Origin of the sequence: Streptomyces sp. NRRL WC-3549, assembly GCF_000721935.1 — a bacterium.
Taxonomy (GTDB): domain Bacteria; phylum Actinomycetota; class Actinomycetes; order Streptomycetales; family Streptomycetaceae; genus Streptomyces.
Window position 1 is genome coordinate 53,584 of record NZ_KL585381.1, and the last position, 13,488, is coordinate 67,071.

Here is a 13,488-nt window from a genome sequence, read left to right on the forward strand (position 1 = left end):
GGGCAGGGGCCGATCCGTCGGGTGCGCCGCTCGCCTCGGCGGGCCGGGTGACGTGCAGCTGCCCGTCGCGTACGTACGCCTGCGCACCGGCCTCCTCGGCGAGTCCGCGTACGAACTCCCAGTCGGTGACGTTGGGCTGGGCCATGTGCTCGATCACCGGCCCGGCGACGTCCACCGTCCCCGGTTTCAGTCCGGCGCGCTGGGCGACCTGGCCGCAGATGTCGGCGAGCGTCATGTTCTGGTAGCTCGCGACCCGACGCCCCCGCAGCAGCCGGTGGGACGCGTCGAGCCCCCGTACGACGGTGAAGGTGCCCGTCTCGTCGAGCTCCACCTCCAGGGCGGTGACCACGCCCTCCAGCAGCGGTTTCGGCGCGGTGTCCCCGCCCGCGCGGGCCAGCAGCCGGGCCTCGGTGCCGATCTTCAGACCGGCCTGTGCCAGCAGGACCCGGTCGGGGTCCCGGAAGCGCAGCAGGAAGAGGTCGGGGAGCGTGCGGCTGTCGTCGACGTACCCCTCGACCAGGGTGTTCACGAACTTCGGCGGCAGTGGTGTGCCCCCGAACTCCACCACCAGCGCGCTGGCGACGCCCGCTCCCGTCATCGGACCGGCCTCCCCGGGCCGGCGTCGTCGGACAGCCGGTTCAGTTCGTCGAGGGCCGGCAGCAGGAGCTGCGTCCCGGGTGCGAGCCGCAAGGGGTCGTCGATGCCGTTCGCCTCGGCGATGACCCGCCAGGCGCCGGCGTCTCCGTACTCCCGGTGGGCCAGCGACGGCAGGGAGTCCCCCGACGCCACCCGGTGCACCCGGCGGGCGGCCAGGGCGCCGGACGTCGGGTTCTGCCCCGGTGTCTCCCCGCTGATCTCCTCCATCGTGACCTGGCAGACGGCCCGGATGGGCACCCCTGAGGTGGTGAACAGGGTGTACTTGGCGGCGACCTGGCTGACGTAACCGGGGAAGCCGGTGAGTCCGCCCCAGTGGAACACCACCCAGGGCGGGGAGGACCGCTGCTGCTGCCGCGTCTCGTTCGTCGGCACACAGCAGGCGAACAACTGCTCCACCGAGGTGACCACACGGGTGTCCTGGGTCTCGCCCGCGTCGAAGAACATCTCGACGGTGAGCTTGCTGGGCTGCGACCCCTGGTACTCGGGGGGCCCCGAGCTCTTCGCGCCCTTGGCCGGGGTCCGTTTCCAGGACGCGGCCTTGGTCAGGCTGAGCTCCTTGGGGTTGAACTGGAAGTCGATCCGCCCGCACGGTCCGCCCGGCGTCAGTCCGCCGCCGGTCGGCGGTGTACGCAGCTCCAGGTACGCGTGCTCCAGTTTGGGCCGGGCCGAGCCGCTCTTCCCGGCGGACGCCACCCCGGACGTACCGGCGGCACTGAAGGCGATGGGTCCCGCGCTCGTCACCTCGCTCAGCCCTCCATCACATAGCCGTGGTGGGCGATCTCGATCGTCTCCATCGCGACCTTGGGCGACTCGGGCGTGAACGACGGCCCCGTCCAGCGCACGGGCACCACCTCCAGCAGCCCCCACTGGGCGACCTTCCGGCCGTCGCCGGTACGCGCCTCGATGTGCGCGGTCTTCCGGCTGAACCCGGTCGTCATCGTGGCGAACCAGCGCGCGACCTTCTCCGTCTCCCGGGTGAGCGGGCGGGAGAGCTTGACGTTGGAGTACTTCAGCCGGGTCGGGAGCTGCCAGAGGTGCCCGTTGTTACCGCCCTCCTCACGCGTCTCCAGGACGACCTCGCAGCCCAGGCCGTCACACGTGTTGAACGATCCGAGCTCGATGTCGTCGATCGTCACGACGAAGCAGACGCTGACGGCGGGATCGCTGTCCGGTGGGGTGGCCATGGCACATGCCTCTCGGTCGGTGCGGCGCTGCGGTCGGTACGCCCGGCCCCTCCGGCCGGGGGATTCGGTCAGTGGCGGGTGTTTCAGTGGCGGGTGTGGATGAGGAAGCCCGCCCGCTCCCGCTCCAGCCGGAGGTCGGCCTTGAGGAGCCGGCTGAGCGGCGTGTACAGCGCCCGCACCAGCTCGTCCGTCACGGCGGGCGTACCCGCCCCGGCCTCGGTGGCTCCCTCGGCGTCCGGGCCGGGCGTGGAGGCGGGCCCGGGGTCGGGACCGGGTGGGGCGGGCGGGTCGGCAGGGGGGTCGGGTGGAGCGGGCGGGGGCGGAGGCGCCTCCGTGATCTCCGCGTCGCGCTGGACGACCGGCCGGGACGTACCGCCTGTGGGCGCCCCGGAGAAGACGACGCTGCCGTCTGCCGCGCGCTGGGCCACCCCGGCCGCCACGGCGGCGGTACCCGCCGTGGGGAACGCCCCCGGGGAGGTCCCTGAGGCCCCGGGGGCGGGGCCCGGCCCCGCCCCCGACCGGGGTACGGGGGGCCCGGTCTGCCGCTGCACCCCGGGCCCGCCGGGGCCGGCGAGACCGTGGGAAGCCGGCAGGCCCGTACGCGGCTGCGGGTGCGGCGCCCCCGGTACGCGACCGCCGCCGCCCGGCACGGACACCGCCCGTTGGACCGGCACACCCACGCCACCGGCCGCCGGCCCGGACGCCCCGGTGGTCCAGCGCAGCGGTACGGCGTCGGGCGGGGGCGGCTGCGGCGACCACGCCGCCGCGCCTCCGGCCGGGGACGAGGGCCCCGCCGCCGCCCGGTCGGACCCGGAGGGCCCGGCAGCGCTCCCGGACGAGCGCTGGACGGCGGCCCCAGGGGCGTCGGGGACGGCGGCGTTCTGGAGGGACAGCCCCCGTTCGCCGAGCAGCGGGACCGTGGGCCCCTCCGCTGCCCGCGGGACCGGGAACGACAGGGCGGGCGGCAGGACGGACGGCCGGACCGGCCGCTGGGCGGACGGCCGGACGGACCGCTGGACGGGGACACCCGCACCCCCGTCCGCGCCGCCTCCGCCTTCTCCCCCGGCCGCCCTGTCCCCCCGGGCCGCGCCGGGCCCGTCCCCGTGCCCCGCCACCGACCCGACCGGCGGGGCGTCCCCGAGGAGCGGTGCGACCGGATCCGCCGCCTCAGGCAGCTCGGGACCCGTCGGCGAGAAGACCTCCGCGGCCCCGCCCGGCTCCTCGGCGTCCGCCTCCCGCCGGTCCGCCGCCGGCGGACCGGACGGCGCGGTGACGGACGGCTCCGGACCGGGCGTCCGGCCCGGCGCCGGTTCCTCCGCCGTCGAGGCCGCCACCGTGCGCTGGGCCGTCGGCGGCAGGCCCGGCAGCGGCGCGCCCAGGCCCGGTGCACGCCGCGGTGCCCGAGCAGGCTCCACCGCACGCTGCACGGCATCCGGAGCGGTCGGGCCGTCCGGCTCCGGCGCGGGGGTCTCCTCAACCGTCCGTACGGGAGGCTGCTCCGCCAGCAACCGGCGTACCGGTGCCCCGGTGGCGTCCGGTGATCCCCCCACGGACGTCAGGGACGGTGGCCCCCCGCCCTCGTGCACCCGCTGCACCGGAGCGGACGCGGACTCCCGCCGCAGCGGCATCTCCACGGCGCGCCGCACCGGAGGCGCGGGGCTGCCCGGCGCCGCGCCGACGACACCACGCACCAGCCCGGCGGGGGCGTCAGGGCTGACCAGATGCCCCAGCGGCGTCCCGAGAGAGGCGTCCTGACGTGTCGTCAGGGAGCCCTCGAACGCCGAGGGTCCGATGACGAGTTCCTGCGCGGCCAGCGTCCGCTGGAGGGGCCCGATCCGGCTCACGTCGACACGGTCGCCCCGGTCCGCGCCCCGGGCGTCAGCGGGGGCGGGCGCCCGGGCCGGCTCCCCCGTCGTACGGCCGCCGCGCAGCCAGGACATCAGTCCCATGGTCTCTCGTCCTCCCCCGCACTCCTCGCTACTGCCCGTTGAGGCGAGCGACCTGTGCGACGAACTTCAGGCGTTCCGGGTGTTCCAGGTCCAGCAGGTCGTCGAGCGGCCAGTGGAAGTGGTAGGCGAGGTACGCGACCTCCTCGTAGAGCAGGTCGGCCGCGTACGTCACGATTCCCCCAGGCGACCGCCGGCGAGATTCACCGCGAACTCCTCCTGGCAGGACGGACAGGTGACGGCGGCGCGGGTGTGGCCCTCGGCGTTGATCCGGCGGTAGAAGTCCTGGAGGAACGCGAGATCGGACGCGAACAGGTCCTCGATGACACCGGGGTGGATGTCGTCGACCGTCCCGATCCGGGTGACGACCCGGGAGATCAGAACCACCGTCAGATACGCGGAGTTGTCCCGCACCCGGTCGTCCCGGAGCGGTACCAGCTCGTCGCGGGCGGTCGCGAGACGCATCACCCCGGAACGGTGCACGGTGCCCGACTCGTCGACGTACCCACGCGGCAGCTCGAACGTGAACTCGGTCCGCAACGGCTCGGCGTGCCCCGCCGCCCCCCGCTCCGCCGCCTCGCGCTCCGGGGGCGCCTGGAACTGGATGCCCCGCCGCATCAGTCGAGCTCCATGCTCTCGTACGTGATGGCGAGCTTCTCCGTCAGCACCGAGGTGTCACCGGCCTTGAGGGTGCCGATCTCCAGGGACTTCGGCCAGGCGTTGATGAGCTTGTACCGCTTGATGGGCAGGCCTTCGTAGTCGTAGACGATGACCGCGCCGTTACGCCGGGCGTTCGTCATGCGGCCGAACCGGGAGTCCTTGATCCAGCGTTCGAAGCTGTTGTCCTCCGTGAGGCCGCGGGTGACGGTGACCTCGCCGGCCTTGGGGCGGCCGGGCAGCTTCTTGATGGCGTACTTGCCGTCGGCGGTGTTCTGCTTCAGCTCGATGACGTCCTGCTCCATCTTCAGACCGCTGACCTCGGTGATCTGCTTGATGACGACGCTGTCGAACTCCAGACCGAAGGAGTGTCCGACGGAACTGTCGAGATCGGGAAGTGGCACAACAGGCTCCTCACGCTTACGCCGGATTCGAGGACGGAGGGCGACCGGTCACCGCGCCCGGGGCGGGCACCGGTCGTTCCGTGCCGGGCATCGTTCACGGGGTGCCGGACGTGTTCACCGGGAGCCGGGCGCGGCTCGTCGGACGCCGGGCGCGGTTCATTCGTCGATGCCGCCCGTGCCGCCGGTCAACTGGGAGAGCCGGAACACCACGAACTCCGCCGGCTTGACGGGCGCGACACCGACCTCGCAGATCACCTGGCCCACGTCGACGCTCTCCGGCGGGTTGGTCTCCCGGTCGCACTTCACGTAGAAGGCCTCCTCCGGCGTCAGTCCGAAGAGCGAGCCCTTCCGCCACTCGTTGACCAGGAACGCCGAGACCGTGCGCCGGATACGGGCCCACAGCGCGTCGTCGTTCGGCTCGAAGACGACCCACTGTGTGCCGGCGAGGATCGACTCCTCCAGGTAGTTGAAGAGCCTCCGCACGTTGAGGTACTGCCATTCCCGGTCGGAGGCCAGGGTCCTGGCCCCCCACACCCGGATACCGCGCCCGGGGAAGGACCGGACGCAGTTCACCCCGAGCGGGTTCAGCAGGTCGTGCTCACCCTTGGTCAGCTGTGTCTGCAGGGACACCGCCCCGCGCACCACCTCGTTGGCCGGTGCCTTGTGGACGCCGCGGGTGTCGTCGTTCCGTGCCCAGATCCCGGCCACATGACCGCTCGGGGGTACGAGCACGGGCCGGCTGGTCGCCGGGTCGGCGACGCTGATCCAGGGGTAGTAGAGCGTCGCGTACCGCGAGTCGAAGTTGGCCTGGTCCGTACGCCAGCTCCTGACCTGCTGCGGGGAGAGCCCCGGCGGCGGGTCGAGGATCGCCACCCGGTCACCCATCAGCTCGCAGTGGGTGATCAGCCCCTGCTGTACGGCGATCACCGCCTCCAGGTCGAGCAGCCCGCGCTGGTAGGCGCTCATCAGGTCGGGCACCGCGACCATGGTGATCTCCTCCACGGCCTCCAGCCCGCCCAGGCCCGTACGCCGGTCGGCGTCCCCGACGTACACCTCGGGTGCCAGGGCTCCGGCACCACCGGCGGCGGGGGCCGCGGGAGCAAGCGTGACCGTCTGGGCGGCGGGGCGGGCGGGGGCGGCGCCGCGGGCCGTCTCCCGGATGTCGATCAGCTCGGACTTGGCGTTGACCCGGGTGGCGACGTTCTCCTTGCTGCGCTTGGTCGTCACGGACGCGTAGGTCTCCGCGACCTGACCGTCCCGCCTCACGATCAGCTGGAAGACGTCGGAGGGCGGGTCGTCGCCCTCGACCTCGGCCACCTCCACGCTGATCTCGCCGGCCACGCCGGGCCGGGGCTTCACCGCGTACGGCCCGAGCTGCACCTCCGCACCGGCGACGAGCTCCCCGATGTCACCGTCCACGCCCTCCGTGGCGCCGTCGTCGACCCGGACGACGTAGCAGATGCCCCCGCCGTTGGCGAAGAACCCGTAGACGGACGCGGCGAGATGGGTGCCCTCGACGAAGTCGCCGAAGGTACCGGCGAACTGGCTCCAGTTCGTGATCAGTGTCGGCTCGTCGAACGGGCCCCGCTGGGCGAAGCCCACGAAGGCGGCGACCGAGGTGCCCACGCCTTCGATCGGCCGGGACCCGGACTCGACCTCTTCGACGTAGACGCCCGGGGACAGGTACGACGGCATATGAGCCTCTCCTCGACACTCTCTCCTTGACGCTCTGCTCCGACCCGTTCCCCGACCGGTTCGGCGGACCGTCCGGCCGCCTGCCGGAAGGCTGCCGACGGCAGCCCGACGGCCCGCCGGGCGGCCTGCCCGGGCGATCCGCCGAGCGGCCCTCCGGCGACCGGGGAACGCCCGCAATTCTCGCCAGATCAACGATCACCGGGAACGGTCACTCGGCCGCCCGGCCGCGCACGGAGGGCTGCCCGATGAGGCAATCCGGCGGTCCCGTCCACACCACCCGGCGGTGCCCCGCTCTCGGCCTCCGCTCCCCTCCCCCGCCCTTGGCGCGGACGCCACCCTGACGGCTGAGGCCCGGGGTGGCACGCGGCGAGCGGGGAGGGACGGGGGATGAAGTCGGTACCGGACAAGACCCCCGCCGAGCCCTCCCGCACCGGTACTTCGCGCACGTCCGGCCCTCCTCCGGGTGTCCGGTCCATCCAGCGGTTGCAGGGGGCGGCGGGGAACGCGGCGGTGGCCCGCCTGGTCGCCCAGCGCTACACGGCCCCGGTGAGGCCGGCCCCCGCTCAGGCGCCGGGTTTCCGGGCGGTGAAGGCGGATGTGGCGGCGAAGAAGCACCGGATGGCCGCCCACGCCCCGGCCGCCGCGGAGTCGAAGGCGTCCCAGGACGCGGCGGTCGCGCCACCGGACGACAAGGAGGCCCAGGGCAAGACGGCGAACGCCGAGAAGATGAACGCGGCGAAGCCCGGCGCGTTCGACAAGAAGGCGTTCATCGACGCGGTGAACCAGGCCATCGCCGCCCAGGCCCCGAAGAACCTCGACGAGGCCGACACGTTCTCCACGTCCGGCAAGGCCGACCGGGTCAAGGCCGAGGTCGACGGCAAGGTCACCGACGGCAGGGAATCCTCCGCCAAGGACATCGACACGGCGACGAAGGCCCCACCGGACACGTCGGCCGCCAAGGACAAACCGGTCACCCCGCTCACCCCCGACCAGCCCCCCGGCAACCCGGGCGCCCCCTCCGCCGCCGCCGCGATCCCGGACAGGCAGCCCGCGGCCGTCACGGACTTCTCCGAGGGTCCGGCGCAGAACGACCGGGCCATGGCCGACGCCGACGTCACCGAGGAACAACTCGCCAAGGGCAACGAACCCGAGTTCGACGAGGCGCTGTCGGCGAAGAAGACCGCCGAGGCCGACTCCGCGAAGGCCCCGGCGGCGGGCCGGGCGGCCGAGAACCAGCAGCTCACCGCCGCCAAGGCGAACGCCGCCGCCTCCGGTGCCTCCGCCATGTCCGCCCTCACCGCCACCCGCGCCTCGGCCGGCAAGCAGGTCGACGGCGGGAAGGGCGAGACGAAGTCGAAGGACGAGAAGAAGCGCGCCGAGGTCACGGCCAAGCTCCAGAAGGTCTACGACACCACGAAGAAGGACGTCGAGACGACACTTTCCGGCCTCGACAAGAAGGTCGACACCGCGTTCACGAGCGGTGAGAAGGCGGCCCGGGACGCGTTCACCGCCGACCACAAGCGCCGCATGAAGAAGTACAAGGACAGACGCTACTCAGGTCTGCTGGGAAAGGGCCGCTGGGTCAAGGACAAGTTCGCCGGCCTCCCCAAGGAGGCCGACGACCTCTACCAGGAGGCCCGCAAGCTCTACGTCTCCCAGATGCAGACGGTCATCTCCTCGGTCGCCGACGTCATCGGCACCGAACTCGGCAAGGCCAAGGCCCGCATCGCCAAGGGCCGCACCGACCTGAAGGCCGAGGTCGACAGACTTCCCGCCGACCTCAAGCAGTTCGGCCAGGACGCGGCGAAGGACTTCGCCGGGAAGTTCGACGACCTGGAAGCCACCGTCAACGAGAAGTCGGAACAGCTCGTCCAGGACCTCGCCCAGAAGTACACGGCGGCCCTGAACAAGATCGACGAGGAGATCAGGAAACTCCAGGAAGCCAACAAGGGCCTGATCGACAAGGCGAAGGACGCGATCGTCGGCGCCCTCAAGACGATCAACGAACTGAAGAACCTCCTCCTCGGCATCCTCGCCAAGGCCGCCGGCGCGGTCATCAAGATCATCAAGGACCCCATCGGCTTCCTGGGCAACCTGGTCAGCGCTGTCGGCGCGGGTCTCAACCTCTTCGTCACCAACATCGCCGACCACCTCAAGACCGGCTTGGTGTCCTGGCTGCTGGGCACGGCGGTCAAGGCCGGACTCGAACTCCCCCAGAAGTTCGACATGAAGGGCGTCATCCAGATCATCGGCTCGCTCCTGGGCCTGACCTGGGACAACATCCGCGCCCGCGTCACCCGCAAGGGCGTCCCCGGCGAGGCGATGTCGGCGGTCGAGACCTCGGTCCCGGTCGCGAAGAACATCGCCGCCGAAGGACCGGCCGGTGCCGCGAAGGAGATCCAGGCCGAGGCCGGCGACCTCAAAGGCACGATCCTCCGGAAACTGACCAGCTACCTGATCCCCACGGTCGTCATCGCGGGCATCACCTGGATCCTCTCCCTCCTCAACCCGGCCTCCGCCTTCGTCCGTGCCGTCAAGGGAATCATCGACATCGTCACGTTCATCGTGACCCAGGGCGCCCAGATCGTGGACTTCGTCAACGCGGTGCTCGACGCGGTGGTGGCGATAGCCAACGGCGGTGCGGCGGGCGTCCCGAAGATGGTCGAGGTGGCCCTGGCGGCGAGCGTGCCGCTCCTCATCGGCTTCCTGGCCTCACTGCTGGGCATCGGCAGCCTGGCCAACAAGGTCAAGAGCGTGTTCCACGCGGTGTCCCGTCCGGTGAACCGAGCGGTCGACAAGATCGTCGACTTCATCGCGAAGAAGGGCAAGGCGCTCTGGAGAAAGCTCACGGACCGCAAACGGAACGGCAAGCCAGGAGTAAACGAGGAGCCAGGGAGGGTGAACCTACGGAGCCGCCGCCACGTGCTTGAAATCATCAAGGGAATCAATTCAAGCCGAAAATTCGTTACGTTCGGGTATCCACACACGATCAGAGCTAAGGGTGATCCTTCAGGAACTCTGCGCCTGACGTTGGCGAGCCAAGAAGAGGACTTCAAGACGAAGATCAGGCGCGTGGTGTCGGAGCTTCAGACCTACCCTACCCCCAGGAAGATCAGGAATGTGTCTCCCGGGGACATGGTCGAAAGACTGAACACCTCCATAGCTTCCGCGCAACGCCTTCAGGAGTCGTTCGGCGCATGGAAAGCACAGGAACAAGCGAGAGCTACACCGAATCCGGGCGCCGCGAACGTGATCAAGAGTCGGGTCGATGCATGGATAGCATCGGGGTCTCCCGACGTGGTCGACACATCCAATATTCCGGCACCGACACTGCCTCCTGGGTTCAACAAGCACAGAGAGATTCTCTATGAAGGTGAGGGCAACCGGTTCAAGAGAGCCAAGATAGCCATTATCGGGCGGGATTTCCCTGCGATTTTCGATGACGTGCAAGCGGCGATCCATCCCTACAAGGAGGCCCGGACCGCAGGAGCGGCTCCATTGCAGCTGCGGACCCAGAAAGCCCTGGCCGCGCAACGACTGCGGGACATGACGATGCTGGGAGCAGCCAAAGACGACGCCAAGGTGCCTGTGAAGGTACTGAAGGAGTTCAAGAGGAGGGGCGACGTCAACGGCAGGAACATGCGATCTGCTTCCAATTGGAATGTCGATCACATCGTTCCGCTCGCTGCTCACTGGCATGCCGTCGGTTTCAATTCAGATGACAAGGCAAGGGTGGACACGACGCCCGAAATATCGAATCTTCAGCTCATCGCAGCCGATGCCAACAAGTCCGCCCAGGCCGACTATGAAGGCGTCAAGTACGAGTTCATGAAAAAGCGAACGGGACCGGACTTCAAGACCGACAAGGTGGATCTGGTATAAATGATTGACGGTTCGGACAGGGAGCGACTGGAGCGCGGAATCCAAGGACTCCGTTCATCGGGATGGACTATCGCCGCCGAGGCGCGGACCGCAGACGGCAATCCGGTCATGGCTATTACGTCTGACCTCGACCAGTACTTCGATGACGAGGGTGGCCTGATCCGCGACCTTCCCTTCTGGTGGGCGGGCGGGATGCCCTCGCGGATTCAGGTGGTTTTTGCCAGACAGGATCTTTGCGTCACACTCGGCCTCGACTCGGACGAGGGCGACGGAAACATCATGGCGGCGCGGGCAGGACAATCCGACGTGTGCCGTCTCGTCAGGGCTTTCGCCGCACTGGAGGAAATCGGATACCTCGCGGAGCCGGACTTCGCCTACACGAACTCAAGTGGGTGGAGCGATGTGCATGAACGCCGGACAGAACCGACCCAGGCAGTCTTCTGGAACAGCCAAGCCCACCTGGACTGTTTCGACGACGAGGGCATGCTGATCGATGATCTGCCACTTCAGTGGGCCGGCGACCCGGACGTGATCGCGGCCACTCTCCGGGAATCGGGGTTGGTGATCGAGGTCCCCCAGGTTTCCGAGATGGTCTTTTACGTGTGCCCGGAGGATGAGGACACGGCGCTTCCGGAGGGCAGGGGCATTGCGTGATTGCGATTGGTCCGGTTCGCCGGTCTCATGAGTGACGTGGCGCCATGCCCGTTGTGAAGCAAGGGGGCCGGGAGAGCAGAGCAGGCACGCGTGCTGCGTGCTGCTGCACCGCCCCTCCTCGCCGCCGACGGCGAGGAGGGGGAGGGGCCGGCCGTCGCGGGGGCGTGCGGGAGCGGACGAGTCCGACGCCACACACTTCTCATAGAAGTTTTGTTAGAATCGACTCGTGACGATTCCCCCTTATGCCCCCGGTGAAGGCCCCACCAAGTCCGTCTCCGTGTCAGTCCACGAGGGAACCATCGAGGCCGTGCGCGCCCGTGTCGGAAAGCGTGGGATCTCCGGATACGTCGAGGCCGCCATACAACGCCAAATCGAACGCGATGATCTCGCTGAGTTGATCGCCTCGAATGAGGAGATCCACGGCCCCCTGACTCCCGAGGACATCAAGGCAGCCGAGGAGAAACTGTTCGGCCCCACCGACCGGGGAACCGGCAACGTCGAGGCTGCCGCGTGAGCGGTACGTGGGTGCTCGACAGCGAGGCGCTGTCCCGATACCTGCGCGCCGACCGGGAGATGACTTCGCTCCTGACCGTAGCTGCCAGGAGGGACGTCAGGGTCATCGTCAGCGCGGTGACCCTCGTGGAAGCCGATCCCCGAGGGGTGCACAAGGCGCGTCTGTCCTGGGCGCTCTCCCGACTCGTCGTCGAACCGGTGACCAAGGAGACAGCCGCCCACGCCGTCGATATCCTCCGGGAGGCGGGCGGGCTGGCCGGTCACAAGTACGCCATCGACGCGATGGTCGCGGCCACCGCCCTCCGCGCGCACGGGCCGGTGACCATCCTCACCTCGGACACCGAGGACATGCTCATGCTGTGTGGTGCAGCGGTGGCTGTCGTCAAAGTCTGAGGGCGCTGGGGCGGCCCTGAGGCCTTCACCTCGGGCCACACACCGCCGGGCATGGTCGGCCGCCCGCACTGAGCTGATCTTGCTCCTCCCCACCTCGGGTCCGGCCCCGAGCAGAGCCCGGCCCGGAGTCGGTGTCAGCCGCTCCGATCTCCCGCACTCCCGCCCCCTCCGGCACGAGCGACGACGGCGCGGAGAGCATGGGCGTACTCGCTGCGGGTGCTCGCGGGCGGTACCGCCGGCATCAGGGCGAGGAGTGCGGTGACAGCGGCCTGGTCGTGGTGGGCCGTCTCACCGGCGAGGTGAATACGCGTGGACTCGGTCATCGGTCCGGCGGGGTCGACGACGTCGAGGATCAGGCCGATGTGCCGGAGCTTGGGAGCGAAACGGCTTTCCGGGGCGGTCTCCACTACCGGGCACCTCCCGCCAGGGTGCGGTGGCGGCCGAGGCGCCGGGGGGCGTCCAGCACCCGCTCCGGAGTCGGGGCGATCGTGAGGCGGGCGACACAGGCCGCGTCGAGCCGCTTGGTGGGCTCGGCGCCCAGGGTGGAAGGATGGCGCATGGTCAGTCTCCCGGTGAGATCAGGTGTCTGGCTGGCCCCGGTCACATGGAGGTGCGAACTCCCGACCGGGGCCGTTCTGTTGTGACGGAGGGACAGCGCCCGCCGTTATGTAGGACTCTACACGAGTGTAGGGTCCTACACATGTGACGCGGCCAATCCCTCCTCCCATCTGCGGAGAGGACGGATATGGAAGACCAGGCGAAGGAGGTGCAGCGCGTGCTCGACCTGATCGATGCGCTCGCGGAAGGCAAGTCCCCTGCCGTACGAGCAAGGCAACTGACCGAGCTACTCAAGTCGATCGGCGAGAAGGTACGTCTTGAGCGTCGGAAGGCGGTGCTGGAGATGCAGGCCGCCGGAATGACCTACCGGCAGATCGCCAACGAGGCGGGAATCAGCTTCGCCCGGGTGAAACAGATCATCGCCGACAACCCTGATGCACCCAGGCAGCGCGACGACTCGCCGAAGGAATGAGGACGGCCGAGCGGTGTCAAGACCGCTCGGCCGTGAGCACCAGCGGGTCATCACCCCGCTGATCAGTGAATCGACTCCCAGCTGTGAGGAGGATTCGTCCCGGATCGTACGGCCAACGCCCGCGCGGTGACCACTCCCGCGCCCTTCGACACGTGCCGCTCCACGCCACCGGGCCGCCCCATCGCTGCGGCTCGTCGTCGGCCCACTGCCGGTAGCGGCCTCACCCTGACCGCCCTTCTGTAGCTCACCGCGGCCTCGACAGCCGCTCTTCGCCCACGGATCGTGATGCGCCCTCTCTCCGGCGCGGCTTCGTGCTGCGCTTCTTCAGCATGCCCTCATCCGGCATCGACCCTCGTTCCCCCCGCCCTCCAGGAGCTCGACGCGACCGCTTCCCGGCGTGCTCAGCCACGTGCGTGGTTACGCGCCGTGGCGTGGCTCGTCGCAGCCGGTCTGCATCCACGAACCTGTGCGAC

At 69.8% G+C, this 13,488-nt stretch carries 15 protein-coding genes; 5 read left to right on the top strand and 10 right to left on the bottom strand.

Going from position 1 to position 13,488, the window contains the following annotated elements; translation table 11 throughout:
• The 8 genes from IH13_RS0100450 to IH13_RS0100485 all read right to left on the bottom strand — a co-directional run.
• The coding region (locus IH13_RS0100450; protein ID WP_031080002.1) for a contractile injection system protein, VgrG/Pvc8 family at nt 1–598 on the bottom strand (598 nt) is incomplete at its 3' end.
• A complete protein-coding gene (locus tag IH13_RS0100455) occupies nt 595–1,398 on the bottom strand; it encodes a CIS tube protein (protein WP_037840618.1) in 804 nt (267 codons plus the stop codon). The genes IH13_RS0100455 and IH13_RS0100450, both read right to left, overlap by 4 nt.
• 5 nt (nt 1,399–1,403) lie before the next feature.
• Nucleotides 1,404–1,841 (bottom strand): phage tail protein, encoded by a 438-nt coding sequence (locus IH13_RS0100460; RefSeq protein ID WP_031080006.1) that lies wholly within the window; start codon nt 1,839–1,841, stop codon nt 1,404–1,406.
• Nucleotides 1,842–1,924: 83 nt separating this feature from the next.
• Complete coding sequence (locus IH13_RS36445; protein WP_037840619.1) at nt 1,925–3,790, bottom strand: hypothetical protein; 1,866 nt, start codon at nt 3,788–3,790, stop codon at nt 1,925–1,927.
• Nucleotides 3,791–3,818: 28 nt separating this feature from the next.
• The gene (locus IH13_RS43805) at nt 3,819–3,962 is read right to left on the bottom strand and encodes a DUF6760 family protein (protein ID WP_018099790.1); all 144 of its coding nucleotides are present in this window, start codon (nt 3,960–3,962) and stop codon (nt 3,819–3,821) included.
• Nucleotides 3,959–4,405: a hypothetical protein gene (locus IH13_RS0100475; protein WP_031080008.1), complete on the bottom strand. Its 447-nt coding sequence runs from the start codon at nt 4,403–4,405 to the stop codon at nt 3,959–3,961. Before IH13_RS0100475 ends, IH13_RS43805 begins: the two co-directional genes overlap by 4 nt.
• Entirely contained in the window at nt 4,405–4,848 is a 444-nt protein-coding gene (locus tag IH13_RS0100480) for a phage tail protein (protein WP_018099792.1), read from the bottom strand. Before IH13_RS0100480 ends, IH13_RS0100475 begins: the two co-directional genes overlap by 1 nt.
• Nucleotides 4,849–5,004: 156 nt before the next feature.
• A complete protein-coding gene (locus IH13_RS0100485) occupies nt 5,005–6,543 on the bottom strand; it encodes a phage tail sheath family protein (RefSeq protein WP_031080011.1) in 1,539 nt (512 codons plus the stop codon).
• Nucleotides 6,544–6,930: 387 nt separating this feature from the next.
• On the opposite strand from IH13_RS0100485, the gene IH13_RS0100490 reads away from it, so the two are divergent.
• The 4 genes from IH13_RS0100490 (at nt 6,931) to IH13_RS0100505 (ending at nt 11,985) form a co-directional block, all read left to right on the top strand.
• Nucleotides 6,931–10,425 carry a DUF1524 domain-containing protein gene (locus IH13_RS0100490; protein WP_110084952.1) on the top strand — a complete coding sequence of 1,165 codons (3,495 nt, stop codon included), beginning with the start codon at nt 6,931–6,933 and terminating at the stop codon, nt 10,423–10,425.
• Nucleotides 10,426–11,079 (top strand): DUF6891 domain-containing protein, encoded by a 654-nt coding sequence (locus tag IH13_RS0100495; protein ID WP_031080015.1) that lies wholly within the window; start codon nt 10,426–10,428, stop codon nt 11,077–11,079. It begins immediately after the preceding gene.
• A 226-nt stretch (nt 11,080–11,305) separates the two neighbouring features.
• Entirely contained in the window at nt 11,306–11,593 is a 288-nt protein-coding gene (locus IH13_RS0100500; RefSeq protein WP_037840620.1) for a hypothetical protein, read from the top strand.
• Complete coding sequence (locus IH13_RS0100505; protein ID WP_031080020.1) at nt 11,590–11,985, top strand: type II toxin-antitoxin system VapC family toxin; 396 nt, start codon at nt 11,590–11,592, stop codon at nt 11,983–11,985. The genes IH13_RS0100500 and IH13_RS0100505 overlap by 4 nt, the downstream gene beginning before the upstream one ends.
• A gap of 134 nt (nt 11,986–12,119) precedes the next feature.
• Here the strand turns inward: IH13_RS0100505 and IH13_RS0100510 are convergent, their stop codons facing one another.
• Nucleotides 12,120–12,392: a hypothetical protein gene (locus IH13_RS0100510; protein WP_031080022.1), complete on the bottom strand. Its 273-nt coding sequence runs from the start codon at nt 12,390–12,392 to the stop codon at nt 12,120–12,122.
• Nucleotides 12,392–12,544 carry a hypothetical protein gene (locus IH13_RS43270; protein WP_158791006.1) on the bottom strand — a complete coding sequence of 51 codons (153 nt, stop codon included), beginning with the start codon at nt 12,542–12,544 and terminating at the stop codon, nt 12,392–12,394. The genes IH13_RS0100510 and IH13_RS43270 overlap by 1 nt, the downstream gene beginning before the upstream one ends.
• 186 nt (nt 12,545–12,730) lie before the next feature.
• Here IH13_RS43270 and IH13_RS0100520 point away from each other — a divergent pair, with 186 nt between their 5' ends.
• On the top strand, nt 12,731–13,015 hold the full coding sequence (locus IH13_RS0100520) for a helix-turn-helix domain-containing protein (protein ID WP_031080023.1): 285 nt from the start codon (nt 12,731–12,733) through the stop codon (nt 13,013–13,015).
• Nucleotides 13,016–13,488 lie beyond the last annotated feature (473 nt).